Annotated in this window: 26 protein-coding genes and 2 tRNA genes; 13 read left to right on the top strand and 15 right to left on the bottom strand. The window is 36.8% G+C overall.

Features of this window, described 5'->3' with window-relative positions:
- Positions 1–78 precede the first annotated feature (78 nt).
- The 4 genes from mutS (at position 79) to ACN1CN_RS15085 (ending at position 3,537) form a co-directional block, all read left to right on the top strand.
- The gene (gene mutS / locus ACN1CN_RS15100; protein ID WP_419136231.1) at positions 79–2,685 is read left to right on the top strand and encodes a DNA mismatch repair protein MutS; all 2,607 of its coding nucleotides are present in this window, start codon (positions 79–81) and stop codon (positions 2,683–2,685) included.
- Between the two features lie 151 nt (positions 2,686–2,836).
- A tRNA-Gly gene (locus ACN1CN_RS15095) sits at positions 2,837–2,909 on the top strand.
- A 14-nt stretch (positions 2,910–2,923) separates the two neighbouring features.
- Positions 2,924–3,009 (top strand) — tRNA-Leu (locus ACN1CN_RS15090).
- 147 nt (positions 3,010–3,156) lie between these two features.
- Positions 3,157–3,537: a DUF1508 domain-containing protein gene (locus ACN1CN_RS15085; RefSeq protein WP_291285942.1), complete on the top strand. Its 381-nt coding sequence runs from the start codon at positions 3,157–3,159 to the stop codon at positions 3,535–3,537.
- 98 nt (positions 3,538–3,635) lie between these two features.
- Here ACN1CN_RS15085 and ACN1CN_RS15080 read toward each other — a convergent pair whose 3' ends face one another.
- Positions 3,636–3,860, bottom strand: coding sequence for a hypothetical protein (locus ACN1CN_RS15080; protein ID WP_017497763.1), 225 nt, complete (start codon positions 3,858–3,860; stop codon positions 3,636–3,638).
- A gap of 349 nt (positions 3,861–4,209) precedes the next feature.
- Complete coding sequence (locus ACN1CN_RS15075; protein WP_419136230.1) at positions 4,210–5,439, bottom strand: 3-deoxy-D-manno-octulosonic acid transferase; 1,230 nt, start codon at positions 5,437–5,439, stop codon at positions 4,210–4,212.
- A 135-nt stretch (positions 5,440–5,574) separates the two neighbouring features.
- Between ACN1CN_RS15075 and ACN1CN_RS15070 the strand changes: the two genes are divergently transcribed.
- From ACN1CN_RS15070 to ACN1CN_RS15050, 5 genes are all read left to right on the top strand, one after another.
- A complete protein-coding gene (locus ACN1CN_RS15070) occupies positions 5,575–6,708 on the top strand; it encodes a DegT/DnrJ/EryC1/StrS family aminotransferase (protein WP_419136229.1) in 1,134 nt (377 codons plus the stop codon).
- Positions 6,709–6,752: 44 nt separating this feature from the next.
- A complete protein-coding gene (gene galE, locus ACN1CN_RS15065; protein ID WP_419136228.1) occupies positions 6,753–7,766 on the top strand; it encodes a UDP-glucose 4-epimerase GalE in 1,014 nt (337 codons plus the stop codon).
- A 118-nt stretch (positions 7,767–7,884) separates the two neighbouring features.
- Positions 7,885–8,082 (top strand): hypothetical protein, encoded by a 198-nt coding sequence (locus ACN1CN_RS15060; protein WP_419136227.1) that lies wholly within the window; start codon positions 7,885–7,887, stop codon positions 8,080–8,082.
- The gene (locus ACN1CN_RS15055) at positions 8,070–8,387 is read left to right on the top strand and encodes a hypothetical protein (RefSeq protein ID WP_419136226.1); all 318 of its coding nucleotides are present in this window, start codon (positions 8,070–8,072) and stop codon (positions 8,385–8,387) included. The genes ACN1CN_RS15060 and ACN1CN_RS15055 overlap by 13 nt, the downstream gene beginning before the upstream one ends.
- Positions 8,388–8,413: 26 nt before the next feature.
- Positions 8,414–8,608 (top strand): hypothetical protein, encoded by a 195-nt coding sequence (locus ACN1CN_RS15050; RefSeq protein ID WP_419136225.1) that lies wholly within the window; start codon positions 8,414–8,416, stop codon positions 8,606–8,608.
- Positions 8,609–8,776: 168 nt separating this feature from the next.
- Here ACN1CN_RS15050 and fabD read toward each other — a convergent pair whose 3' ends face one another.
- Together fabD and ACN1CN_RS15040 are read right to left on the bottom strand one after the other, a co-directional pair.
- Positions 8,777–9,652, bottom strand: coding sequence for an ACP S-malonyltransferase (gene fabD, locus ACN1CN_RS15045; RefSeq protein WP_264522793.1), 876 nt, complete (start codon positions 9,650–9,652; stop codon positions 8,777–8,779).
- A gap of 72 nt (positions 9,653–9,724) precedes the next feature.
- The gene (locus tag ACN1CN_RS15040) at positions 9,725–10,087 is read right to left on the bottom strand and encodes a DUF983 domain-containing protein (RefSeq protein ID WP_264522794.1); all 363 of its coding nucleotides are present in this window, start codon (positions 10,085–10,087) and stop codon (positions 9,725–9,727) included.
- 185 nt (positions 10,088–10,272) lie between these two features.
- On the opposite strand from ACN1CN_RS15040, the gene ACN1CN_RS15035 reads away from it, so the two are divergent.
- Positions 10,273–11,136 carry a helix-turn-helix domain-containing protein gene (locus ACN1CN_RS15035; protein ID WP_419136224.1) on the top strand — a complete coding sequence of 288 codons (864 nt, stop codon included), beginning with the start codon at positions 10,273–10,275 and terminating at the stop codon, positions 11,134–11,136.
- A 132-nt stretch (positions 11,137–11,268) separates the two neighbouring features.
- Here the strand turns inward: ACN1CN_RS15035 and ACN1CN_RS15030 are convergent, their stop codons facing one another.
- The 4 genes from ACN1CN_RS15030 to ACN1CN_RS15015 all read right to left on the bottom strand — a co-directional run bounded on the left by ACN1CN_RS15030 (position 11,269) and on the right by ACN1CN_RS15015 (position 14,910).
- Positions 11,269–11,802: a YceI family protein gene (locus ACN1CN_RS15030; protein ID WP_419136223.1), complete on the bottom strand. Its 534-nt coding sequence runs from the start codon at positions 11,800–11,802 to the stop codon at positions 11,269–11,271.
- A gap of 247 nt (positions 11,803–12,049) precedes the next feature.
- Positions 12,050–12,280: a (4Fe-4S)-binding protein gene (locus ACN1CN_RS15025; RefSeq protein WP_419136222.1), complete on the bottom strand. Its 231-nt coding sequence runs from the start codon at positions 12,278–12,280 to the stop codon at positions 12,050–12,052.
- A 174-nt stretch (positions 12,281–12,454) separates the two neighbouring features.
- Positions 12,455–13,171, bottom strand: coding sequence for a pirin family protein (locus ACN1CN_RS15020; RefSeq protein WP_291285949.1), 717 nt, complete (start codon positions 13,169–13,171; stop codon positions 12,455–12,457).
- Positions 13,172–13,428: 257 nt separating this feature from the next.
- A complete protein-coding gene (locus tag ACN1CN_RS15015; RefSeq protein WP_419136273.1) occupies positions 13,429–14,910 on the bottom strand; it encodes a helix-turn-helix domain-containing protein in 1,482 nt (493 codons plus the stop codon).
- A gap of 196 nt (positions 14,911–15,106) precedes the next feature.
- Between ACN1CN_RS15015 and aceB the strand changes: the two genes are divergently transcribed.
- Positions 15,107–16,708: a malate synthase A gene (aceB, locus tag ACN1CN_RS15010; protein ID WP_419136221.1), complete on the top strand. Its 1,602-nt coding sequence runs from the start codon at positions 15,107–15,109 to the stop codon at positions 16,706–16,708.
- A 116-nt stretch (positions 16,709–16,824) separates the two neighbouring features.
- Positions 16,825–18,105 (top strand): isocitrate lyase, encoded by a 1,281-nt coding sequence (gene aceA, locus ACN1CN_RS15005; RefSeq protein WP_017497777.1) that lies wholly within the window; start codon positions 16,825–16,827, stop codon positions 18,103–18,105.
- Between the two features lie 98 nt (positions 18,106–18,203).
- Here aceA and ACN1CN_RS15000 read toward each other — a convergent pair whose 3' ends face one another.
- The 5 genes from ACN1CN_RS15000 to ACN1CN_RS14980 form a co-directional block, all read right to left on the bottom strand.
- Complete coding sequence (locus ACN1CN_RS15000) at positions 18,204–18,779, bottom strand: Crp/Fnr family transcriptional regulator (RefSeq protein ID WP_264522799.1); 576 nt, start codon at positions 18,777–18,779, stop codon at positions 18,204–18,206.
- The gene (locus ACN1CN_RS14995) at positions 18,779–19,096 is read right to left on the bottom strand and encodes a DUF6370 family protein (protein WP_264522800.1); all 318 of its coding nucleotides are present in this window, start codon (positions 19,094–19,096) and stop codon (positions 18,779–18,781) included. Before ACN1CN_RS14995 ends, ACN1CN_RS15000 begins: the two co-directional genes overlap by 1 nt.
- Before the next feature lie 2 nt (positions 19,097–19,098).
- Complete coding sequence (gene purT / locus ACN1CN_RS14990) at positions 19,099–20,259, bottom strand: formate-dependent phosphoribosylglycinamide formyltransferase (RefSeq protein ID WP_419136220.1); 1,161 nt, start codon at positions 20,257–20,259, stop codon at positions 19,099–19,101.
- A 199-nt stretch (positions 20,260–20,458) separates the two neighbouring features.
- Positions 20,459–22,333, bottom strand: coding sequence for a peptidase U32 family protein (locus tag ACN1CN_RS14985; protein WP_419136219.1), 1,875 nt, complete (start codon positions 22,331–22,333; stop codon positions 20,459–20,461).
- A gap of 181 nt (positions 22,334–22,514) precedes the next feature.
- Complete coding sequence (locus tag ACN1CN_RS14980) at positions 22,515–23,063, bottom strand: dihydrofolate reductase family protein (protein WP_419136218.1); 549 nt, start codon at positions 23,061–23,063, stop codon at positions 22,515–22,517.
- 299 nt (positions 23,064–23,362) lie between these two features.
- On the opposite strand from ACN1CN_RS14980, the gene ACN1CN_RS14975 reads away from it, so the two are divergent.
- Complete coding sequence (locus tag ACN1CN_RS14975; RefSeq protein WP_419136217.1) at positions 23,363–24,421, top strand: serine hydrolase domain-containing protein; 1,059 nt, start codon at positions 23,363–23,365, stop codon at positions 24,419–24,421.
- Between the two features lie 53 nt (positions 24,422–24,474).
- Here the strand turns inward: ACN1CN_RS14975 and ACN1CN_RS14970 are convergent, their stop codons facing one another.
- Entirely contained in the window at positions 24,475–25,665 is a 1,191-nt protein-coding gene (locus ACN1CN_RS14970) for a pyridoxal phosphate-dependent aminotransferase (protein WP_173965503.1), read from the bottom strand.
- A gap of 69 nt (positions 25,666–25,734) precedes the next feature.
- Positions 25,735–26,829, bottom strand: coding sequence for a fatty acid desaturase family protein (locus ACN1CN_RS14965; RefSeq protein ID WP_264522806.1), 1,095 nt, complete (start codon positions 26,827–26,829; stop codon positions 25,735–25,737).
- Positions 26,830–26,927: the final 98 nt, after the last annotated feature.

The raw sequence follows: 26,927 nt of genomic DNA, 5'->3' as shown, positions 1-26,927 counted from the left end.
AATTTTTGAACGACTTCTATATTCCTCCAAAAAATCATAAATTCGCTGTCTTAATTTTTTCATTTAAAATACAATAATTTGGCAGCGAAAGAGAAAGTGGTGAAAGAAACACCTTTAATGAAACAGTACAACGAGATCAAGAGAAAATATCCTGATGCATGTTTGCTTTTTAGAGTAGGTGATTTTTATGAAACCTTTGGAGAAGATGCTATTAGAGCCTCAAAAATTCTGGGAATAACGTTAACCAAAAGAGGTGCAGGTTCTGACACAGAAACTGCTTTGGCTGGTTTCCCGCACCATTCTATTAATACGTATTTGCCAAAATTGGTCAAAGCCGGACTTCGTGTGGCTATCTGCGATCAGCTTGAAGATCCGAAAATGACCAAAACTATCGTGAAGCGCGGTGTAACGGAGCTTGTAACTCCCGGTGTTTCTTTAAACGATGAGGTTTTACAGTCTAAATCAAATAACTTTTTAGCATCGGTTTATTTTGCTAATAAAAATATCGGAGTTTCCTTTCTGGATGTTTCTACAGGAGAGTTTTTAACGGCTCAGGGAAATGCCGAGTATATCGATAAATTGTTGCAGAACTTTAACCCGAGTGAGGTTTTGGTTCCGAAAAACAATAAGGGCGATTTTAAAAGCGCTTTTGGAGATGATTTTCATAGTTTTTATTTAGAAGACTGGATTTATAAGGAAGATTATGCTTTGGAAACGCTGACGAAGCACTTTCAGACCGCTTCCTTAAAAGGCTTTGGTGTAGAAGAATTAAAAGAAGGAATCATTGCTTCCGGAGCAATTTTGTATTACCTGTCGGAAACACAGCATAACCGAGTGCAGCACATTACAGCCATTCAGCGTATTGCTGAAGATGCCTATGTGTGGATGGATCGTTTTACCATCAGAAACTTAGAATTGTACCACAGTTACAATCCGAATGCTGTAACCCTTCTGGATGTGATTGACAGAACGCTTTCGCCAATGGGAGGACGTTTGTTGAAACGCTGGCTGGCTTTGCCTTTAAAGGATAATGCTAAAATAAAAGGACGTCATGATGTCGTTTCGTATTTAAAATCCAATTCCGAAGTTTTACAAAGTATCCAGTATCAGATCAAGCAGATTTCAGATTTAGAGCGTTTGATTTCTAAAATTGCAGCAGGGAAAGTTTCACCGCGTGAGATTGTCTATCTGAAGGAATCTCTCGATGCTATTATTCCGATCAAAACCCTTGCACTTGAAAGTCCGCAACAAGCGGTGAAGGTTATTGGAGATAGTCTGCATGCCTGCGATTTGTTACGAGAGAAAATCGGAACCACCTTAAATCAGGATGCGCCGGTTGCTGTGGCTAAAGGAAATGCCATTGCAAAAGGAATCAGTGAAGAGCTGGATGATTTGCGTGCTATTTCAACTTCCGGAAAAGAATATCTGGAAGGTATTGAAAAAAGAGAATCAGAACGTACAGGAATCTCTTCGCTTAAAATTTCATTTAATAATGTTTTTGGGTACTATATTGAAGTTAGAAACACCCATAAAGACAAAGTTCCTGCAGAATGGATTCGTAAACAAACACTGGTAAATGCGGAGCGTTATATCACAGAGGAATTAAAAGAATACGAAAGCAAAATTCTGGGAGCAGAAGAGAAAATTTATAAAATAGAATCGGAGCTTTTTGAGCAATTGGTTGCGTGGATTGCAACTTATATCAAACCGGTACAAATGAATGCCAATTTGGTGGCGCAGCTGGACTGTTTGTGTTCGTTTACGCAATTGGCTATAGAAAATCAGTATGTGTGTCCGGAGATCGATGAGACTTTTGAATTGGAGATCAAAAACGGACGTCATCCTGTTATTGAAAAACAATTGCCGGTTGGAACTCCTTATATTGCTAATGATGTTTATCTGGACAGAGAGACACAACAGTTGATCATGATCACCGGTCCAAACATGTCGGGTAAGTCTGCTATTTTAAGGCAAACCGCTTTAATTGTATTGTTGGCTCAAATGGGAAGTTTTGTTCCTGCTGATAGTGTTAGAATGGGAGTTGTAGATAAAATTTTCACCAGAGTAGGGGCGTCGGATAATATTTCGATGGGAGAATCTACTTTTATGGTTGAGATGAATGAGACGGCCTCTATTTTGAATAATATCTCAGATCGCAGTTTGGTACTTCTGGATGAAATAGGACGAGGAACCAGTACTTATGACGGGATTTCGATTGCCTGGGCGATTGCTGAGTTTTTGCACGAACACCCATCAAGACCTAAAACCTTGTTTGCAACACATTACCACGAATTGAATGAAATGACGGAATCGTTGCCTAGAATTCAGAATTATAATGTTGCGGTAAAAGAGCTAAAAGATAATGTTCTTTTCATTCGTAAACTGGTAAAAGGAGGAAGTGCCCATAGTTTTGGAATTCATGTGGCGAAAATGGCTGGAATGCCTCAGATCGTAATTTTGAAGGCGCAAAAGCTGTTGAAGAAACTGGAGAAAAACCATTCAAGTGAAGCGTTAAATGGTGTTAAGTCTGAAAATGACGAAATGCAGATGAGTTTCTTTAATTTAGATGATCCTTTATTGGAAGAGATAAAAGAAGAAATTCTGGGGCTTGATATCAATGCGATTACACCGGTCGAAGCGCTGATGAAACTCAACGAGATTAAAAGGATGTTAGTTCGAAAATAAATTTCATTTTTAAAGTTTAGGTTATCAGAAAGTTATAAAATAAGTCGATTTTTTTTTCGAAAAACGCTTGTGTAATTGAATAAATGTCCTAAATTTGCACTCGCAATACAGAACAAGTCAAGTATTGTAGTTCTTAATTAGAATTTGAAATGCGAAAATAGCTCAGTTGGTAGAGCGCGACCTTGCCAAGGTCGAGGTCGCGGGTTCGAGCCCCGTTTTTCGCTCAATACCAAATAATGCTCGGATGGTGAAATTGGTAGACACGCTGGACTTAAAATCCAGTGAACAGCAATGTTCGTGCGGGTTCAAGTCCCGCTCTGAGTACTAAAGCCTCTTCTTTTGAAGAGGCTTTTTTTATGGCGTAAACTCACGCGTTTAATAATGAACTCACGAAGTGAATTTATTACTAAGAATCTAGGATTCTAAGAAATCTAAAATCAACAATCTGAAATTTAAAATCTAAAATAATATATGGGTGCCTTTGTAATTAGTAAGCGGTTTAATGATGAATACAAATTCGTGTTTACTTCGAGGAAAGGTAAAGTGATATTTACGAGTCTGAGTTATGAATTGAAGTTTGAATGCGAGGAGGATGTTGAGAAATTTAAGGCGAATATTGATATGGCTAGGTTTTTAAAATTTAAAGGCTCTGGAGGGAAGTATTTTTTTAAATTGATGCTGGGGGAGGTTCACTTCGCGACAAGCCGAAAATACACTACTGAATTGCTTTTGCAAAAGGGGATCAAGGAAATTGTAACGTATGCTTCGCGATCGGAGATTTTGGACTTCTCGTCAAGTGAGTCAATTTTTGAGGATGAGGAAGTGAATGAGGAGGAAGAAGTGATGGATTAATGTAAAAGTATCTTTGAGATACTTTTTTTTTGGTGTATGGGTATAAAAAAAAGCTATCTTTTAAAAGATAGCTTTTTAATTTTTTGAGTAATTTAGAATTACTTTTTAGCAGGAGCAGCAGCTTCTTCAACTTTTGCAGCAGCAGAGTCAACTTTAGCAGCAGCAGAATCAACAGTTGCAGCAGCAGAATCAACTACAGCAGCAGCAGAATCAACAGCAACAGCAGTAGAATCTACAGCTTCAGTAGCTGCAGCGTCAGCTTTTTTACAAGATACAACAGTTAAAACAGCAACAACAGCTAAACTTAAAAATACTTTTTTCATCTTACTTTATTATAAAAGGTTAATTATTAATTCGTGGCAAAGATATAAATTTTTTAATATGTAAAATATTTTTTTATTTTTTTTTTAAAATATTTTCATTGCTCACGATTATCTTATTTATCAAAGAATATGCCAAAGTAATAAAAATTTGTTAAATTGCTGTATATTTTGTCTAAATTATTTTTCGCTGAGGATTTCATAAGAGAATTGGGGGTTTTTGTTCTCTTAGTTGCAGTTTGTTTTGTTTTTTACAGTTTACGGAGTCGCATCAGGAAAAACAAAAAGAGCCTATTTAAGCTCTTTTGTGTGTAATAAGGTTATCGGACTTCGTGTGATTTGAAAAAAGGGCTTAGGCAACGATATTCATAATGCTGTTAGTAGCGCCAATGTTGTCCTGAATATACGATTTACAGATCTGACTTTTTTCTTCCAGGTATTCTTTGTTGTGAAGCAAAAGATCCAGCTGCTGTTTTAGTTCAAGGGGATTAGAGATTACCAGACATCCTCCAAGTTTGACCAGTTGGACAGCTTCGGCAAAATTAGAGTAATTAGGGCCAATCACAATCGGCATTCCAAATGTTGCAGGTTCCAGAATGTTGTGGATTCCCGGGTTTCCAAAACCACCTCCTACATAGGCGATTGTTCCGTAACTGTAAATTTTAGTCAGCAATCCTATAGTATCTATAATAAAGACATTGTAGCTGGACAAGTCTTTGTCTTTTTTTTCTGAGAATAAAACAGTCGATTTCGTGATTTGTGCTTTTAGGCTTGCAATCTGATCGGTTTTAATATTGTGCGGTGCAATGATGAATTTCACCTCTTTGCCTGCCTGATTAATGTATTCACCTAGTAAGGCTTCATCTTTAGGCCATGAGCTTCCTATAACTATGGTTGGAGTATTGTTTTTGAATTGTTCGATAAAATCCAGTGTATTGTCTCTTTCTAAAATAGCATTTACGCGATCAAAGCGGGTGTCGCCCGAAACCACAACATTGTGAAATCCGATACGTTCTATTTTTTCTTTCGAACTTTTATTCTGAACAAAAAAGTAAGTGAATGCTTTTAGTGCTTTTCTGTAAAAACCACCATACCATTTAAAGAACATCTGACTGTCTCTGAAAATTCCGGAAATCAAATAAGTCGGAGTCTGACTCGTTTCTAATTGGTTTAGATAGTTCAGCCAGAATTCATATTTTATGAAAAAAGCCAGCTCAGGGTGGGCTAGTTTTAAAAACTTTTTCGCATTGCTTTTGGTGTCCAGAGGAAGGTAGAGTGTGACATCTGCAACAGTGTTGTTTTTGCGCACTTCGTAACCGGAAGGAGAGAAAAAGGTAATGATGATTTTGTGGGTAGGGTATTTCTCTTTTATTTTTTCAATTACCGGCAGGCCTTGTTCGTACTCGCCAAGTGAGGCAGAATGAAACCAGATCGTTTTATCTGAAGGTTTTATTTTTTCTTCCAGTATGGTGAAAACGTTTTTACGACCGTCGATAAAAAGCTTAATTTTCGGACTAAAAAGCGCAACAATTTTCAGAAAAAAGCCAGCAATAGAAATAACTAAATTATAGAGAAAAAGCATCTGTTTGTTTTTGTGGCTAAATTACGGTTCTTTCGATTATTTTCATTGGTTTGAAGGTATTAAATAACTATTTTTGTTCCTCCTTTTAGAGACGCTGTATGAAATGCAAGTCTTTAATTTTAAAATATATTGAAAATGAAAAAAATTCAAATGGTTGACCTAAAAAGTCAATACGAAAAAATAAAAACTACAGTTGATGCCTCTATTCAGGAGGTTTTGGATACCAATACTTATATCAATGGACCTCTTGTACATCAGTTCCAGAAAAGTCTGGAAGACTATCTGGGAGCAAAACATGTGATTCCGTGTGCAAATGGAACAGATGCTTTGCAAATTGCCATGATGGGATTGGATTTAAAACCGGGCGATGAGGTAATTACTGCCGATTTTACTTTTGCAGCCACAGTTGAAGTTATTGCTTTATTGCAATTAACGCCTGTTTTGGTTGATGTGGATGTGGTAAATATGAACATCGATATCGAAGCAATCAAAAAAGCAATTACACCAAAAACAAAAGCGATTGTTCCGGTACATTTATTTGGACGTGCAGCAAACATGGATGCCATTATGGAAATTGCTGCCGAACATAATTTATATGTAATTGAAGACAATGCACAGGCAATTGGAGCAGATTATATTTCTAAATCGGGAGTAAAAAGCAAAGTTGGTGTAATTGGTCATGTAGCAGCTACTTCATTTTTTCCGTCTAAAAATTTAGGTTGTTATGGAGATGGAGGAGCAATTTTTACGAATGACGACAAATTAGCGCACATCATCCGAGGTATCGTAAATCACGGAATGTACGAGCGTTACCATCACGATGTTGTGGGAGTAAATTCACGTTTGGATAGTATTCAGGCAGGAGTTTTAAACGCAAAATTACCTTTGTTGGATGAGTACAATGCAGCCCGTCGTTTGGCGGCTACAAAATACAATGCAGCTTTCGCAGGTAATGCACATATTATTACACCTGAATTTGATGCAAACGAAAACGATCATGTTTTCCATCAGTATGTATTGAGAATTATTGATGCAGATCGTAATGCTTTGATGCAGCATTTATTGGATAAAGCCATTCCTTGTGCTATTTATTATCCAATTCCATTGCATTCACAAAAAGCTTATGTCGATTCTCGTTACAAAGAAGAGCAGTTTCCTGTGACCAACCAATTGGTGAAAGAAGTAATTGCTTTACCAATGCATACAGAATTGGATGACGAGCAAATCAATTTTATAACGGATTCTGTTTTGGAATTTTTGAATAAATAATTAAAGATTAAACCAAATAAACAACAACACAAAATAACCACAAAATGAAAGTATTAGTAACAGGAGGATTGGGATTTATCGGTTCTCATACTGTAGTCGAATTGCAAAACGAAGGATTTGAGGTAGTAATCATCGATAATCTTTCCAATTCTACAGAAGATGTTTTAAAAGGAATCACAACCATTACCGGTAAGACGCCTTTGTTTGAAAAATTAGATTTAAGAGAAAAAGCTGCTGTTCAGGAGTTTTTTAAAAAACATAGCGATGTTACAGGAGTAATTCATTTTGCGGCTTCAAAAGCAGTTGGAGAAAGTGTTGAGAATCCATTGTTGTACTATGAAAACAATATTGCTTCCTTAGTATATTTATTGCAGGAATTACAGCAAAAACCAGAGGCAAGTTTTATTTTTAGTTCATCTTGTACGGTTTATGGTCAGGCTGAAAAAATGCCAATTACAGAGGATGCTCCGGTACAGGCGGCAATTTCTCCTTATGGAAATACCAAGCAAATAGGAGAAGAGATTATTACTGATACGGCCAAAGTAACTAACATCAGTGCTATTTTGTTGCGTTATTTTAACCCAGTTGGTGCTCATGCTACAACCGAAATTGGGGAGTTGCCAATAGGTGTTCCTCAAAACTTAGTACCTTTTATTACACAAACTGGAGTGGGATTACGTCAGGAATTATCGGTTTTCGGAGATGATTATCTAACTCCGGACGGAACAGCAGTTCGTGATTATATTCATGTGGTAGATTTAGCGAAAGCGCACGTAATTGCATTACAGCGTTTGTTTAATAAAAAGAACTTACAGAAAGTTGAAACCTTCAATTTAGGAACCGGGAAAGGAAGTTCGGTTTTGGAAGTAATTCATAGTTTTGAAAAAGTAAGCGATAAAAAATTACCTTATAAAATTATGCCGCGTCGCGAAGGAGATATTACCGAAGCTTACGCAAATACAGACAAAGCAAACAGTGTTTTGGGCTGGAAAGCACAACTAAGCTTAGACGAAGCTATGGCAAGTGCCTGGAAATGGGAACAGAAAGTTCGTTCTTAACTTTTTTCAGACGAAAACAAAAGATAAGAAAAATCCCAAATAATCTAAAAAATTATTTGGGATTTTTATTTTTGGTTTACTTTATTTCGTAAATTTGTAAGAATAAATTGTAGGAATTATGAAAAAGAAAAATGAAAATCCCAGAGCTAGTAAGGTGGAAGAGCCTGCTGTAGAATATGAAGTTCAAAAATCTAAATTTAAAGGAATCGACCGGGAAACTTTTGATTTTGATGCCGAGTTTGCAAAAGGATTAACACCGGAAGAATTTAAAGCCGAAATGTTTAAGAGAATAGAGGCTTATCCGTGGAAAAAATAATTTTTGAAAAAGAAGTTCTTAACTCCTTTGAAGATTTAGTTTTTGCACTTTTTAAAGAGGACTATTTTGGTTATCTGGAGTCCTCTCAGAATTATGTAGGCAAAATAGTTGATTTTATTATTTCAGGTATTTCAAGTTTCCCTCATAAGAAAACACCAAAATCACTTCAGTATTTAGGTTTGCATTATGTTTTTTATAAAACCAATGGCAGGACAACCTGGTATATCTTCTTTGATAAAAAAGATCAAAATTATTTGATTACAGGAATTATAAATAATTATTGTGTAGAAGCAAAAGAGTTATGAATTTGTAAGAATAAGTTGCAGGAATCATGAAAAAGAAAAATGAAAAACCCAGAGTTAGTAAGGTGGAAGAGCCTGCTGTAGAGTATGAAGTTCAAAAATCTAAATTTAAAGGAATCGACCAGGAAACTTTTGATTTTGATGCCGAGTTTGCAAAAGGATTAACTCCAGAGGAAGCAAAAGCAGAATCAATCAGAAGGATTGGAGAATGGTGGGGAAAATAGAAATTATCTTTGAAAAAAGTAACTAGAATTATTTGATTACAGGAATTATAAATAATTATTGTGCAGAAGCAAAAGTGCTATAAAAACAAATCCTCATAAACCATTAGTTCATGAGGATTTTATTTATATCGTCAGCAACTGAAAACTGCTACTGAGACTGAATACTAATTATGCATTTGCAGTAACCGCTTCTTTGTCAATTTTGTTGATCAAACCTGCTAATACTTTTCCTGGGCCAACTTCAGTAAATAAAGTAGCGCCGTCAGCGATCATTTGCTGAACAGATTGTGTCCATTTTACAGGAGCAGTCAATTGTATGATTAAGTTCTTTTTGATTTCGTTTGCATCAGAAACAGCATTTGCGGTTACGTTTTGGTAAACCGGACAAACTGGAGTTGAGAATGTAGTTGCTTCAATAGCAGCGGCTAATTCTTCTCTTGCTGGTTCCATCATTGGAGAGTGAAATGCTCCTCCAACAGGCAAAATTAAAGCGCGTTTTGCTCCGGCAGCTTTCATGGCTTCGCAAGCTTTTTCAACTGCTGAAGTTTCTCCTGAAATTACCAGCTGTCCCGGACAGTTGTAATTTGCAGCAACAACGATTCCGTCAATAGAAGCGCAAACCTCTTCAACGATGTTATCAGCCAAACCTAAAACCGCTGCCATTGTAGATGGAGTGATTTCACAGGCTTTTTGCATGGCTAAAGCACGTTGAGAAACTAATTTAAGTCCATCTTCAAACGATAAAGTTCCGTTTGCAACCAAGGCTGAAAACTCTCCTAAAGAATGTCCCGCAACCATTTCAGGTTTAAAATCTTCGCCTAAAGTTTTTGCTAAAATAACCGAATGTAAAAATACCGCCGGTTGTGTAACTTTAGTTTCTTTTAGTTCTTCGGCAGTACCTTCAAACATAATATCTGTAATTCTAAAACCTAAGATTTCATTAGCTTTTTCGAACAATTCTTTGGCTAAAGCCGATGTTTCATATAGGTCCTTGCCCATTCCTGTAAATTGTGCGCCCTGACCCGGAAATACGTATGCTTTCATTTGTCTAATTTAAAGATTGAATTTTTTTGAATTGAAAATTAGTTTCAATTGAAAGGCAAAAATAACATTTTTTTATTTCGTATAATCCTTAAACATGTAAATCCACGCTAATCTTGAAAATCGGAGATTAAAAGAAGTGAGCAGAGTGATGACAATAGCAATAATTGGAATGATTCTTAGATCGAAATTCTTTTCGAAGAAAAACTGTGCAATACAGTACGTTGCAATTCCCTGAGCTACTGTTAATCCGTAGTTTACATACATAGCTCCAAAGAAGTAACCAGGTTCTTTTTGAAATTTGTAATGACAGTGACTGCAATATTCGTTCATTTTTGGAAAACCAAAAGTTAAAAAAATATTTTTATCCGTAAAAACTTTTCCTTTATGACAAATAGGACATTCGTTGCTTAAAATATGAGTTAATGCACTTGACATGATCTTGTTGTTTTTTATTTATACAAAGGTAATCCAGAGTTGTATTAAAGTCTTTTTTATATCTTCGCTACTTATAGCACAATAAAGACATTTATTATGACATCGCCTGCCTTAAACGAATTTGTAAACGAAAAATAGGATTGGGCGATCGCATATATGATCAATAAAAAATAAATTCTACAGATATGAAAAAATACCCGGTTTATAGTGTTAAGAATTTTAGCTGTAACGATATTCATCGTGATTTCTATGTCAACACGTTCAAAGAGCATTTAAAAAGTCACAGTTTTGTCGAAGAACCGCACCGGCATGATTCGTATCTTATGGTGTTTTTTACGAAAGGCTCAGGGCAGCACGAAGTTGATTTTGATCAGTTCGAAATCAAAAAAGGAAGTTTGTTTGTGTTGCAGCCCGGACAAATGCATCATTGGAGTTTATCTGAAGATATTGAGGGGTTTGTGATTATTTTTTCGCAGGAATTGTATAATTTATATTTCGGGCAGAAAAATATCAACGAGTATAATTTTTACCATTCGATTCACAATCGGCCGGAAATGGTTTTTGAAGAAAAGGGAATCCTTAAAATCAGGCCTTATTTTGATTTGTTGATTCAGGAGAGTATTCAGGATAACAGGTACCAGCTTGATAAAATGCTGAATTTATTAGATTGTATTCATATCGAGATCGCGCGCAAATACATTGAAACGTATTCGCATCAAACGCATTCGTATAATATTAAAATTGATAAGTTCGAAATGCTTTTGGAGCAATACTTCAAACAAGAAAAATTGCCCTCTTTTTATGCGGAAAAACTAAATATCACTTTAAAACATCTAAACCGGATTTGTAATGAAATTCTGCAAAAAACCGCAACAGAAGTTATTACAGACCGGGTGGTTTTAGAGATAAAGAGAATGTTGATTGATAAACAGTTAGCGGTTAACGAAGTGGCATTTAAAGTGGGTTACGAAGATTATTCGTATTTCTCCCGATTTTTTAAAAAACAAACCGGAATGTCGCCTACAGAATTTCGAAATACTGTGCGATAAGTTTTTTCTGCCACGAATTCACGAATTGTTTTTCTAAGCTTTATAAAATAAAAATTCGCGGCAAAGAAAAAATCCTGTACTTGAAAAGTACAGGATCTTATAACCAATTAAATTAAATCTATTTTTGAAGAATTAAGCTTGTTTTGCAAATTGTAATTCAATGTTTAAACGAACTTCTTCCCCTACTAAAACACCTCCGGTTTCAAGAGCGGAGTTCCAGTTTAGTCCCCAGTCTTTACGATTGATTTTTCCTTCGATGCTTAATCCTGCTTTTGTATTTCCCCAAGGATCAGTCATAATTCCGCTAAATTCTACCGGAAAAGTTACTGATTTTGAAACACCTTTGATGTTTAAGTCTCCCGTTAATTCATAGGCTCCAGCATTGATTTTTTTGAAAGAAGAACCTTTGAACGTTAGTTTTGGGTGATTTTCAGCATCAAAGAAATCGCTGCTTCTAAGGTGATTGTCTCGGTCTGTGTTTGCAGTATCGATAGAAGTAATGTCTCCTGTAAATTCGATTGCAGCATTCTCGAAGTTATCTCCCTCCGTGTTGATTGTTGCATCGTAAGTTCCAAATTTACCTGAAACATTTGTAAACATCATGTGTTTAACTTTAAAACCAATTTCTGAATGTGTTGGGTCAATTGACCATTTTGTAGTTGCCATAATTTTATTTTTTAAATAATTAATTTCATTTTGATAGGACAAAGTTACGGTGGTAGTGAGGGTAAGGGACTTAACCTAGATTAAGAAATAAAAAATGCGATAACTTTTTGATTATCACATTTTTTGTTGTCGTTTTAATTAAAGTAAGGGAGCTCTGTTTTGGCCACAGATTAAAGGGTTTTTCATTGATTAGGATGTTTTAATTCAGAAAAAATCTTTTTAATCTATGTAATCTGTGGCGAGAAAATTAGCTTTTGTTGTTCAGGTAAAAAGTTAAAGCGCCCGAAGGACATTTTTGAACCGTTTGTATTATTTTTTCGGTAGTAGACTGTTCAGGAAGGATCCATGGCTTTTCTTTTGGATGAAAAACATCGGGATTGTTTTTTACGCAATTGGCAGAATGAATGCATTTTCCGGATTCCCAGACAATGGTAACTTCTCCATTCGTATATTCTTTAATCAGGTTGTTTGGATTCATGGTTGAAAATTTTAGCGGTTAATTTTAGTTTTAAATTCAGACCAATTTTCTACTATAAAGTTAGTATTTCTTTTTGGCTTTACTGGGAATTTAAGTAAAAAAAGAAACGATAACATGCTGTTTTTCAGGTTTGTTATCGTTTCTTTTGGAAAAGTGTAAGCTGTGTTTGATGAATTAATAATTCATAGGAATTTCCATTAACAGAAATTCGGCAGCTGTATTTGCTTTGATGTTTAAAGCTTCAAAATCAGAGATTCCCATAGCGTCACGAGTGTTTAATTCCTGACCGTTAATCGTTACATCTCCTTTTAAAATGAAAATATAAACTCCGTTTCCTTCTTTTTTTAATTTGTAGGTTGTCGCGATTCCGGCATCAAAATTCCCCATATGAAACCAGGCATCTTGATGGATCCACACTCCTTCATCATCAGCATTTGGAGATAAAACCTGAGACAGTTTGTTGTGTCTGTCGGCAACATCCAAAGTAATTTGTTGGTAACGCGGCGTTACATTTCTTTTGTTAGGAAACAACCAGATTTGCAACAGCTTAGTTTGCTGATCGGCATTTGGATTGAACTCGCTATGCTGAATTCCGGTTCCGGCACTCATGACCTGAATATCACCATTTTTAATGATTTCAGTATTTCCCATGCTATCTTTGTGCGCTAAATCACCTTCTAACGGAATTGTGATAATTTCCATATTATCGTGGGGATGCGTTCCAAAACCCATTCCGCCCGCAATAGTGTCATCGTTCAGAACGCGAAGTGCGCCAAACTGAATTCTTTCCGGATTGTACCAGCTCGCAAAGCTAAAACTGTGATAGGCATTAAGCCATCCGTGATTTGCATTCCCTCTTGTTTCTGCCTTGTGTATTATTATGTTTTCCATGATGTTAATTGTTTTGTTATTTTTATAGTACAAATTTACGATCAACATGGATGAAAAGCACTTAATGTAGATTAAGAAAAGAGTCTGAGGTTCTGAGGCTCTGAGCTGCTAAGCTTCTTAGGTGCAAAGGTACAGAGGTTTTGCGGCGACTGAGATTGGCCTGATTTTCGTGTTTATGATCTAAACATTCTAAGAATCGAATAGTCCAATAATCTGAGGGTCTAACAATCCAAAGATCTAAGAAAGTCTAAGAAAGTCTAACTGTATTGCGAAATAAACTGCTGCACAACGGCATCTGTATTCTCATGGCGTTTTTTCTTTTCAAGTGCAATTGGAGGAGCGGCTCTTTCAAGGCAGTCTTTTACATCGCAGGTTTCGCAGGTTACCCCAACAATTCGCTTCACTAGTGGCTTTCCTTCGATGAATTTGAATTTCTTTTTCATGGTTGGATTAATTAGAATACCAACCGAAATACTGCGTATGTTGTCTTTGATGAAAGGATCTTTTGTGGCCGATGAAAAAACCAGATATTCATTTCCGCTATGGATGTAACTTGAGATCTGAGCATCAAAAAAGTGTGGTTTGTTTTGTCTGATGGCCTCGTCTATGGTTTTTACCGAAACCCATCTTCTGCAATAATGCTCGTTGGTTTCGTTGGCATGCGGTTCCTGCTGGTTGGTAATGTGCAACTCCTTTTTGATCTGATAAAAATCAGAGCCAATTTTATGCGACATTCTTAAAAAGAATAAGTTCTTCAGATGGAAATCCTTAGGAAGCAAATTGGTTAATCTCTGATAAAAGGATTCCGGCGAAACTTCAAAGCTTTCGATCAGCGTTACAAATTCTTCCGGATTTGGTTTTTCGTTATTTAAAAAATCATTGATTTTGCCTACGATCAATTGTCTCGGCAATAATAAAGCACCTGCAAAGTAAGAAGCATAGAAATTATGCAATACCTGGTCGAAGTTCTCAAACTTAATCCAGCTGAACGTCAGTAAACGATCGGATAAATTCAGATAGTTATAGGCGATTTCTTTGGCCAGAATGAAGGCTTTTTGTGGATCGTCAATCTCGGTTGAAAGTAGAAGGGTTTTGCTTTTTGGTACGTAGATGGAGCGCAGGTCTTCTAGAGCTTCCTGATCGGTAAAGGCAATTTCTTTTATCGTATAATCAAATTCCTCTTTAAGAATGGCTTCGAGTTCTTTAATCGATATTTTAGAATCTAAATTAATCTGGAAGGACTTAGAAAAAGCAATGACCTTCTCTTCTAAATCTTCAAAATAATTACTGTGTGCTTCCTGATAGGAGCGTAAAGCTGCTAAGAAAAAACTCTCCCGGCTCAGATTGTAATGCTGTGCAATTTCGATAATGGTACTGATAAAGGCATTGACCTTGGCAGGGGCATTGGCAATAATATCAATTAAATCGGCTTCCTGAATCCCAAAAAGTTCGAGAGGAATCTCTTTTAAAATCCCCGACTTTAAGATTTCTCCAATCGGGGCGAGGTTGTTATCGAGCTTTAGCGAGACCATTTGGTCGTAAGTAACGTCCAGGTGTTCGCATAAAAGTAAAATTTTATCTGTTTTAGGATATTTTTTTCCTTTTTCAATCTCGTTTAAATACGATTTTGAAAGGTTGGTCAATTTGGCCAGGCCAAAAAGAGAAAGGTTTTTCTGGGTGCGGACCTGCTTGAGTTTTAGCCCAAAAATCAGCTTTATATAGTCTTTTTCGATATCCATAATATCAAATGTAAGTAATCTAAAAATAATCGCCAAAAAAATATTTTTTAAATTTAGCGAACGTTCGCTTGTTTTGTAAAAAACTTTTTTCTAATATTGTGGTGTAGAAAATATTAACCGTCAGATTGTTATGATTGGTGTTGTCTCGAAAGACAGAAAAAGACCAACGATTGATGACTGATTAAAAGCAGTAGCTATGAAAAACCAATTAGAGATTACCGAGACGGCAATGGAGTTTTTGGCCGAAAAGAAGCTTTCCTATCCAAAGATCTGGACAGAAGAAGCGATTGTTTTTATAACCGATTTACATCGAAAATTCGAGTCGCAACGAAAATTATTGTTGTTGCAGCGCGAACAAAAACAAGCCGCTTTTGATCAGGGAGTCATGCCGTCTTTTCCTTCAGAAACCAAAACCGTCAGAGAAAGTAATTGGGTGGCTGGAGAAATTCCAAAAGATTTACTGGATCGTAGAGTTGAGATCACAGGACCTGTTGATCGTAAGATGATTATCAACGCCTTGAATTCGGGAGCCAAAACTTTTATGGCAGATTTTGAAGACAGTACTTCTCCAACCTGGAAAAATTTAATGGACGGACAAGTGAATTTGATTGATGCGGTTAATAAAACGATTTCCTATACTGATTTGGTTAAACACAAATCGTATCACTTAAATGAAAAGATTGCAACATTGATCGTGCGTCCGCGTGGGTTGCATTTGCCGGAAAAGCATCTTTCGATTGATGGAAATTCAGTTTCAGGTTCTTTGGTAGATTTTGGATTGTATGTTTTTCATAATCACAAAAGGCTTTTAGAAAATAACTCAGGACCATATTTCTATATTCCAAAATTAGAACATTACCTGGAAGCACGCTGGTGGAATACGGTAATTGATTTTACCGAAGATTATCTGAAGTTAGAAAGGGGAACGATAAAAGTGACGGTTTTAATTGAAACTATTACGGCAAGTTTTCAGCTGGATGAGATTATTTATGAATTGAAAGAACATATCGTAGGATTAAATTGTGGTCGTTGGGATTATATATTCTCTTACATTAAAAAATTCCGCAAGCATCCTAAGTTCATTGTTCCGGATCGCGATCAGGTAAATATGACTTCGCCTTTTATGAATGCCTATTCGAATCTGGTAATTCAAAGATGTCACAAACGCGGTATTCATGCAATTGGAGGAATGGCTGCTCAAATTCCGATTAAGAATAATGAGGAAGCAAATGCAGTCGCTTTTGCAAAGGTAAAAACCGACAAGGAACGTGAAGTAAAAAATGGTCATGACGGAACCTGGGTGGCGCATCCGGATTTGGTTTTACTGGCTAAAAATGTTTTTGATGCCGGAATGCCAACACCAAATCAAATTCATGTTAAAAGGGAATATCGCAAAATAACAGAGGCAGATTTGATCGAACCGCCGATAGGGATTATAACAGAAAACGGTGTTCGCAAAAATATTAATGTCGGAGTCCTGTATCTGGCTTCATGGCTGAACGGACAAGGTACTGCGGCCCTGCATAACCTGATGGAAGATGCTGCGACGGCCGAAATTTCGAGATCGCAATTGTGGCAATGGCTTCAGAATAAAGTGGTTTTGGACAATGGACGAAAATTAGATTTGGCCTATTATCACGAATTGGCTTTAGAGGAATTTCAAAAAATTAAAAATGAATTAGGAGAAGAAATTCGTGAAAAACAACAATTTCCATTAGCAGAAAAAGTATTGGAAAGATTAGTAGTAAATACTGATTTCGTTGACTTTTTGACGATTCCCTGCTACAAATATTTATAAAAAACGTTGCGCTGACAATTAAAAATCTGCGTAAAAAAACTTAAACGAGTCTCAGTGAAAACTAAAATCTGCGACTGAAAACTATTTACTTACTAACCAACTTAACTATATTACTTATGAAAACAACAGAAGACAGAATTCAGGAATTGATTAACGATTGGATCACGAACCCAAGATGGAAAGGTGTTGAACGTCCGTATACCGCTACAGAGGTGGTTACGCTTCAGGGCTCTTATCATATCGAGCATTCTATTGCTAAAATGGGGGCGGAGAAATTATGGAGAAAGTTAAAAAGTCAGGATTATGTTGCTGGTTTGGGTGCTTTAACAGGAAATCAGGCGATTCAGGAAGTCGATGCTGGTTTAGAAGCGATTTATTTGAGCGGCTGGCAGGTAGCAGCCGATGCAAATTTGGCAGGAGAAATGTATCCTGACCAATCACTTTACCCAGTGAATAGTGTACCGATGGTGGTTAAAAAAATTAACAGTGCCTTGTTGAGAGCTGATCAGATTCAGGTAGTAAACCAGGTTGAAGATAAAAAAGATTATTTGGTTCCGATTGTGGCCGATGCGGAAGCAGGTTTTGGTGGGAATCTAAATGCATTCGAATTGATGAAATCGATGATTGAGGCAGGAGCTTCAGGTGTTCATTTTGAGGATCAGCTGAGCTCTGCTAAAAAATGCGGGCACTTAGGCGGAAAAGTTTTGGTACCTACTCAGGAGGCGATTAACAAATTGATCGCAGCCCGTTTGGCGGCAGATGTTATGGGGGTTTCAACACTGATTGTAGCAAGAACAGATGCTGATGCCGCTAATTTGCTAACCAGCGATGCCGATCCGAGAGATGCAAAATTTATTACGGGAGAAAAGACCAATGAAGGCTTTTTCTATGTAAACAGCGGAATCGATCAGGGAATTGCAAGAGGATTGAGTTATGCACCTTATGCCGATTTGATTTGGATGGAGACCAGTAATCCTGATTTGGTTTATGCTAAGAAGTTTGCCGATGCAATGAAAAAAGAGTTTCCAGGTAAAATGCTGGCTTACAATTGTTCTCCATCTTTCAATTGGGCAGCGAAATTATCAGTAGCAGAAATGGAAACTTTCAGAGAAGATCTGGCAGCCATGGGGTATAAATTTCAGTTCATTACTCTGGCAGGATTCCATGCTTTGAATACGAGTATGTTCGAATTGTCAAAAGCGTATAAAGAACGTGGTATGGCAGGATATTCTGAATTGCAGGAAAGAGAATTTGCTTTGCAGCAAAACGGATTCAGAGCGGTAAAACATCAGGCTTTTGTAGGTACTTCTTATTTTGATGCGGTTCAGAATACAGTAACCATCGGCAGGTCTTCGACTACTGCAATGAAACACTCTACGGAGGTTGAGCAATTTTAATTTAAAAGAAAAACCAGTTCATCGAACTGGTTTTCTTTTTTTAGCCACAGATTAAATTCGTGTATATTCGTGAAATTCGTGGCAACATTTTTTTGTGATTATTTCTTCAAAAGTCTTGCTTTCATTTTGCTGAAAAATTCAGGTGTGACACCAATAAAAGAAGCGATTTGTTTTTGAGGAACTTTATACACCAGTGTGCCATATTTAGCACAAAATTTCTCAAAGCGTTCTTCTGCTGTCAGACTTAAATTATCCATTAAGCGCTGTTGATTGGCAACCAGAGAGTTTTCGATTAGAATTCTGAAAAAACGCTCCAGCTTTGGAATATCAAGATACAATTGTTCCTGATTTTCTTTGGACAGCGAAAGGACTTCTGAGTCTTCTAAAACCTCTATAAAGAGTTGCCCGGGTTTCTGTGAAAAATAGCTGTACATATCGCTCATCCACCAACCTTCGCACGAAAAAGCCAGAACATGTTCGACAATGTTATCGTTGATGTTGAAGCTTCTTAGAATCCCCGAGTTTACAAAATAGGAGTGTTTACAAATTTCGCCGGCACTCAGTAAAATTGTTTTGGCTTTGTAAGAATGAGTCTCCGTTTTCGATAAAAAATGAGCTTGTTCTTCGGGGGTCAGTGAAACGTGTTTGGCTATGTTTTCAAGAATTGACGCCATTATTTTTCTTTTATCAGGGTAAATGAGCTTACTTTAAAACGGTTGTCTTCTACTTTTCCAATTACTGAGGCTTTACGAACCGCATTACAGAAACCATCTTCGGCATGTGCATCGCCATGTTCGTCGATTGTTGTTCCATCTACAAAATAAGTTTTTCCGTCAATGCGAACCGCTAAATCACAGCTTTTGCCTTTCATTCCAAATTGGCATTCGCCACAGGCTGTTTCTACAGTTAAGGGTTTTTCGTTTGCTTTTTTATCCTGAGCCTGAGCTGTAATTCCTATAAGCAGGAAGAGTGTAAATAATGCGTTTTTCATTTTTAAGGGTTTACGGTTATTAGTTTTGAAGTTGTTTTGGCGCGTTCTGTAATTTCGTCGATTGGTGTTGCAAGGGTATCAGAACTTAAAACAACGCCCATTCGACGGTAAGGTCTTGAAGTGGGTTTTCCAAAAATCCTGAAATCGGTTTTGGGTAAAGCGGCTACTTGTTCGATTCCGGTAAAAGTTGGATTTGCAGAATCCTGTGAAGCTAAAATAACAGCACTTGCGCCGGCTTTTTCAAGAGTGATTTCGAAAATTGGCAGGCTTAGAATAGCTCTCAGGTGCAATTCGAATTCGTTGAAATTTTGTGTTCCTGCCAAAGTGACCATTCCGGTATCGTGCGGACGAGGAGAAAGTTCTGAGAAATAAACCCCATCGCTGGTCAGGAAAAATTCGACACCAAAAAGTCCTGCGCCTCCAAGTGCTTCGGTAATTTTTTCGGCCATGTCCTGCGCTTCATACAAATCGGCTTCAGAAACTTTTGCGGGCTGCCAACTTTCCTGGTAATCGCCACGCTCCTGACGGTGTCCGATTGGTGCGCAAAACAGGGTTGGATTGTTATTTTGAGTAATTGTTAAAAGAGTAATCTCTGAGTGGAAATCAACAAATGCTTCTACAATAACTTCAATGACATCGCCACGCGAACCTGCAACGGCATATTGCCAGGCTTTCTCGATATCATCAGTTGTTTTTATGGTTGATTGTCCTTTTCCGGAAGATGACATTAATGGTTTGACTACACACGGAATTCCAACTTCCTGAACGGCTTTTTGCAGTTCTTCTGCTGATGTAGCATATTGGTATTTAGCTGTTTTTAGACCTAGTTCTTTTGAAGCCAGATCGCGAATCGCTTTACGATTCATGGTAAAGTTGGCTGCTTTTGCAGATGGAACAACGGTAATGCCTTGTTTTTCGTATTCGTAAAAACGTTCTGTTCGGATGGCTTCTATTTCAGGAACGATAAAGTCCGGCTGGTGTTTGGCTACTATTCGGTCCAGTGCTTCGCCGTCGAGCATGTTTATGATCTCAAAACCGTGTGCTACCTGCATGGCTGGGGCGTTTTCGTAATTATCTACAGCAATTACGGTTTGTCCGATTCGTTGTGCGGCAATGACAAATTCTTTGCCTAACTCACCCGAACCTAAGAGTAGTATTTTCATTTTAGAGTAATTGTGTTGTTGGAGAAGTAAAAGTAGCGAAAAAGAGTTTAATCGCAAAGTCTTGTATGCCCACGTAATTTACATTACCCGCAAAGTTTGCAAAGCTTTTGATGGTCAGTTAAAAGAAAAGGTTCGCAAAGATTTTTTTTAAATCTTTGCGAACCTTGCGTATTCCTTTGCGAACTTTACGGTTAAAATTCTAATGAAAATGATCTTCCTCTATTTCAAATTCTGCATCTTTTTCCCAGATTTCCATTTCACAAGGTTTGCAGTTGAATTTTAGTTTATACTCTAATTCACCTTGTTTTAAAACCAAAGGTTCTTTTACCTTAACACCAGTTATATCTTTTTGGTGTATCGGACATTTTTTTAATTCGTATTTGATGCAATATTTGGTTGTCATTACACGTGATTTTCCCGGATCCCATTGTAATTCAAATGCTTTCTCAATTTCGGTAACGCCATGACGCTCGTAGAATTTACGGGCCGTTTTGTTGGAAACATTGTACATAAAATCCAGTTTAGTTTCCGGATAAGGGTGTGATGTTTTAACTAATTGGTGTTCTTCACGTTTGTAGTTTTTCAAACGAATTTCGGTCAGCTGATCGTAAACAGTTCTTCGCATTTCATTGATTTTTGAAATAGGAAGGAACCAGTTTTGAGAGAACATAATATTGATTTCATCAGCAGTGTAAGGCGTAAAACCTGTTTTTGCTAATTGTGTTTTGATGTTTTCTTCGATAGATTCGCCCGTTTTAGTCTGCTCTTTAGAATGTTCTAAATTTACAACACTCACATTTCCGTCTTCATCGGTTGCGATTAATTCAAAACCAGTTGCTGTTTCGGTAAGCAATAAAGTAGTGCTCAGTTTTCGTACAGCACTGTCTTCTCTTTCTACAATTTTGATGAAAGCAGCATCGTTGTTACGGTAAATAAAAGTTCCGTCTTTTACTTCTTTTAAAACGTTTGGATAAATTTTCCCGTTTTCGGCTTTGTTTACATAGATTCCGTCGGCTTCATTGTTTTCATTGATGAAACAAAGTCCGTCACCGTTGTTTAGTAATTCGCCGTTTTCGATTTCGTAAGCGTTTCCAACCGTTCTGATTAATTTACCAATATATTGTCCTTTTGATTTTGGGCTTTCCCAGGAACCAATAGAGCTGTGTCTTTCGTTTACAAAATAATCTGTATAACCACGGTTGAAAGTTCTGCTTAAAGAAGAATCAAAAGTATAAGTACATTTTCCCGAAGAAGCTTTGGTGTATTTATCACTTCCTGCGCCTTCTAAGTAGCTGTCTAATTTTTGACGTAAATAAGAAACGTTGTTTTTAACATAAACAACATCTTTTAAACGTCCTTCAATTTTAAAAGAAACAATTCCGGCCTCAATTAAATTCGGAATTTGATCTGAAATATCTAAATCCTTGATCGAAAGCAAGTGACTGTTTCGGATCAAAGTTTCTCCGTTTCCGTCTATTAAGTTATACGGCAAGCGGCAGTTTTGTGCGCAGGAACCACGATTAGCACTACGTTCTCCATTGGCCACACTCATATAACAGTTTCCACTGAAAGAAACACATAAAGCTCCGGTTACGAAAAATTCTAATTCAACATCAGCTTCGTCGTAAATGGTTTTAATTTGATGCAAATTTAATTCACGGGCTAAAACCACACGTTTGATTCCGGCATCTTTTAAGAATTTTATTTTATCGGCATCACGGTTATTGGCTTGTGTGCTGGCGTGAAGTACGATAGGAGGCAAGTCCATTTCCATAATCGCCATGTCCTGGATGATCAGGGCATCAACACCAATATCGTATAATTCCCAGATCATTGAACGGCAAGTTTCCAGTTCGTTATCGTACAAAATGGTATTCATAACCACAAAAACCTGTGCATTAAAGAGGTGTGCATATTGTACCAATGCAGCTACATCTTCGATAGAATTGTTGGCATTCGAGCGTGCTCCAAATTGTGGAGCACCAATATAAACAGCATCGGCACCACTATTAATGGCTGCCATTCCTCCAATTAAATCCCTGGCAGGAGCTAATATTTCAATCTTCTTCTTCATTTTAAGTACTTTAGGCTTTTGTGGTATTCACGCAAAAAAGTTTGCAAAGTTCTTATAAATATTTCGAGTTTGCTAATACTGAGGTGATTTTTTTGGATTTGTTAACTTATATGGAATGATGCTGATTAAGAGTACAGTTTATTTAAGATATTTAATAATTCCGGTTGTTTCGGATGTCTTTTTAAAATTGAATCGGTTCATAAATAAGTTGTACTACCCCGGATTTAAAAGTATTAGTTGTAATTAGTTTCAATTCGATTCGTTTTTTTAAGTCCTCAAATAGCGGTTTGCCGCTTCCTAGAGCTACTGGATGAACTGATATGCGGTATCGGTCAATTAGGTTTAATTCGATGAATGTTTTGATAAGACCCGACCCACCGTACAACCAGATATCTTTTCCGGATTGTTTTTTAATGTCATTTACTTTATTTAAGAGGTCAGAATTGATGAAAGTAACAGACTCTTCTTTTTTATTCTGACTGGAAAAAACATATTTGTTTTTGGAGTGTACTTCTTTCCAAAGTGATTTTTCGTCAGGACTTGCATTTTCATCAGGTTGATAGTTTCCCCACATATCATAACTAACTCTGCCATAAAAAATGGTGTCTATACTGGATAAAAAAACATCAAATTCCATATCATCGTCCATAATACACCAATCGGTTTCTCCATTAGGACCTTCAATAAAACCATCTAAAGTGACTGCCAGATCTAAAATTATTTTTCTCATTTGGGGATTTTGTTTTTATATACTTTGACATAAAAATAGAGTATTTGAGATTTAATAAAAACTAAAAACGAATTAGTTTATTAACCAAGTCTTTTTCTTCTCAGAAAATGGGTTTAAATAGAAAACGATCTTTTTTGTTTTAATTTTTGTTGAAGCTTTTGATACTAGTTGCAAATTAGAATGTAGCAAGCAGATAGTTCAATCGTAAAAATTCCCATAAAAGGTAAAAACTACTTTCTGTAACCTTTAGCTAATGAATGTCGTCAAAGCTTTTATCAATCAGACTAAATAATCACAAAATGAAAATCTTCTTAAAATCGTTTATTGTTCTATTTATAATGGCCTGTTCGGGACTGTCGGCTCAGAGTTTGGAAACCAAAATGGATCAATTAATTGCCTCAAAGTTTAAACCTGAAAATCCCGGAGCTGTTTTTCTGGCGGTTAAGAAAGGAAAAGTAGTGTATCGAAAAGCTTTTGGAATGGCCAATTTAGAAATGGGTGTTAAAATGCAGCCCGAATTTGTTTTTGAAATTGGATCGATGACGAAGCAATTTACGGCGGTTGCTGTTTTGATGCTGGCAGAACAGGGAAAGCTTAAACTTGATGACGAAATCACAAAGTTTATTCCCGATTATCCAACCAATGGCAATACCATTACCCTGCATCATTTGCTAACACATACTTCCGGAATTAAGGATTTTACGAGTATGAAGACTATAAAAGATATTGCCAGACGGGATTTGTCTCCAAAAGAACTGGTTGATTTTTTTAAGAATGAACCCGCTGATTTTAAACCCGGTGAGCAATACAAATATTGTAATTCAGGATATGTGCTTTTGGGGTATATTATTGAAATAGTATCCGGACAAACTTATGAAGCGTTTGTAACACAGCATATTTTTAAGAAATCCGGAATGGAAAATACGTATTATGCGAGCCATGATAAAATTATTAAAAACAGGGTTTCGGGTTATCGCGACCGTGAGGGGTATGTAAATGCAAATTATATCAGTTTTTCTATTCCGTATGCTTCCGGTTCGATACTATCAACTGTTGATGATTTGCTGAAATGGCAATATGCAATAAATGCGAATACCTTATTAAATCCCGCTTCTACAAAGAAAGCATTTGTAAATTACACGCTAAACGATGGGACAAATATTGATTATGGGTACGGTTGGCATTTAGAAAAAGTAAAAGATAAAATCGTTCGGGAACATGGGGGAAGCATCTTTGGTTTTAAATCAATGGGGGTTTATGAGCCGGAAGAACAAATTTATGTAGTGGGTTTAAGCAATTGTGAGTGTAATTCTCCAACTTCTATTACGAAAGATATAGCTGCGCTTTTAATGGACTAAAAAAAAGGGCGTTTTCAAACGAAAACGCCCTTTTAGCTATTGTTTTATGGTATTTATGCAGTCAAAGCTTCTTTGATTCTGCGTAAGGCTTCTTTTAAGATATCGTCGCTTGTAGCATAAGAGAAACGGATACAATTTGGATTTCCAAAAGCATCACCGGTTACAGTTGCTACGTTAGCTTCTCCTAAAAGATACATCGAAAGATCGTTTGCATCTTTAATTTCAGTTCCTCTTAAAGTTTTTCCGAAGAAAGAAGAAACGTCAGGGAAAACATAAAAAGCTCCTTCCGGAACATTGATTTTTACGCCTGGGATTTCTTTTAACAATCCTACTACTAAGTCTCTGCGGGTATGGAAAGCCTTAACCATGTGGTTCAATACACTTGGATCAGCTTCTACTGCTGTAATTGTTGCACGTTGTGCTACCGAATTTGCTCCAGAAGTTACTTGTCCCTGAATTTTTACACACGCTTTTGCGATGAATTCAGGAGCTCCGATGTAACCAATTCTGTATCCTGTCATAGCGAAGGCTTTTGCAACTCCGTTTACAGTGATTGTTTTTTCTAACATTCCCGGGATAGAACCGATGCTGCAGAAAGTTCCTGAGAAATTGATGTGTTCGTAAATTTCGTCAGCAACTACGTATATGTTTGGGTGTTTTTCCAGGACTTTTGCAAGAGCTGTTAACTCTTCGCGACTGTATACAGATCCAGATGGATTACAAGGAGAACTGAACCACATCATTTTTGTTTTTGGTGTGATGGCAGCTTCTAATTGTGCTGGTGTAATTTTGAAATCAGTATCTACAGAAGTAGGAACTTCAACCGGTACTCCACCTGAAAGTTTTACGATTTCGAAGTAAGAAACCCAGTATGGTGCTGGTAAAATAACCTCGTCACCATCGTTTAACATTACTTGTGCAATATTGTATAAAGATTGTTTTGCTCCTGTAGAAACCACAATTTGAGATGGTTTGTACTCCAATCCGTTATCTCTTTTGAATTTTTTGCAAATTGCTTCTCTCAATTCTAAATAACCCTCTACCGGAGAATAAGTACTATAGTTTTCGTCTACTGCTTTTTTAACGGCTTCTTTAATAAAATCTGGTGTATTAAAGTCCGGTTCCCCTAAACTTAAACTGATAATGTCTTTTCCCTGTGCTTTTAATTCACGCGCTAAAGCAGCCATTGCTAAGGTTTGTGATGTCGCTAAGTTGTTGATTCTGTCTGAAAGAATATGATTCATTATAAAATTTTTGAATGTCCTTAATTTCAACTTTAATTAAGGAAGGTTAATGATTAATAGTTTCTTATTTTATGCTAACTCTGGTTTTGCTCCAAGGTCTCTTAAGTGTTTGTAGTGCGCTAGTACAGCTCCTCTCATGGTTTTGAATTCATGATAAGGCAAATTGCATTCGATGGCAGTTTGTTTCACAATTTCAGCAATTTTTCCGTAGTGAATATGACTGATATTTGGAAAAATGTGGTGTTCGATCTGATGATTTAGTCCTCCTGTAAACCAGTTGATCACTTTGTTTTTAGGAGCGAAATTAGCAGTTGTGTACAATTGGTGAATGGCCCAGGTATTTTCGATTTCCCCATCTTCATTCGGTACAGGGTTTGAAGTTTCTTCAACTACGTGTGCTAATTGAAAAACGATACTTAAAATTAATCCGGCAGTGTAGTGCATTACAAAGAATCCGATAACTACTTTCCACCATATTACACCTAAAATCATTGGCAAAGCCATCCAGATCAAAATGTAGATTATTTTGGTGATCACTAAAACCGTCCATAACTTGGTTGGACTTTGTGGTGCTCCGTAGGATAGTTTTCTTTTTAAATAATCCTTCATCTGTTTGAAATCGGTTGTAAGAGCCCAGTTAAACGTTAGTAGACCGTATAAGAAGAAAGAGTAATAGTGTTGAAATTTATGAAAACGACGCCATTCTGCGTTTTGCGTGAAGCGGATAATTCTTCCGGCATCAAGATCTTCATCATGACCGTGAATATTGGTATAAGTATGGTGAAGTACGTTATGTTGTACCTGCCAGTTGTGCACATTTCCTGCTAGTATGTAAATACTTCCTCCCATGATTTTGTTGATCCATGATTTAGAAGAGTAGGAGCCGTGATTTCCGTCGTGCATCACATTCATTCCAATTCCGGCCATTCCAACTCCCATCAGGATGTTTAGCAGCAATTGCGCCCAGAAAGGCATATTAAGTGTTAGAATTAAAAAGTACGGCGTTAGAAAAACGGCAAAAAGAATAACAGCTTTTAAATGCAGCTTCCAGTTTCCTGTTTTCTGAATGTTGTTCTCTTTGAAGTAATTGTTTACTCGTGAGTTAAGTGTTCTGAAGAACTTCAGATTGTCTTGCTTAGCAAATGTAGGCGCAGTGTTATTCATAATTATTTTAAATAGGTTTCAAAGGTAATTATTATAAATTTTCAATTTGCAAAATTGAGTTAAATATTTCAATCGTAAAGTAGTACTTTTGTTAAAAA

It is taken from the genome of Flavobacterium sp. T12S277 (genome assembly GCF_048514875.1).
Lineage (GTDB): Bacteria > Bacteroidota > Bacteroidia > Flavobacteriales > Flavobacteriaceae > Flavobacterium.
This window is presented reverse-complemented; position numbering and strand designations above follow the sequence as displayed.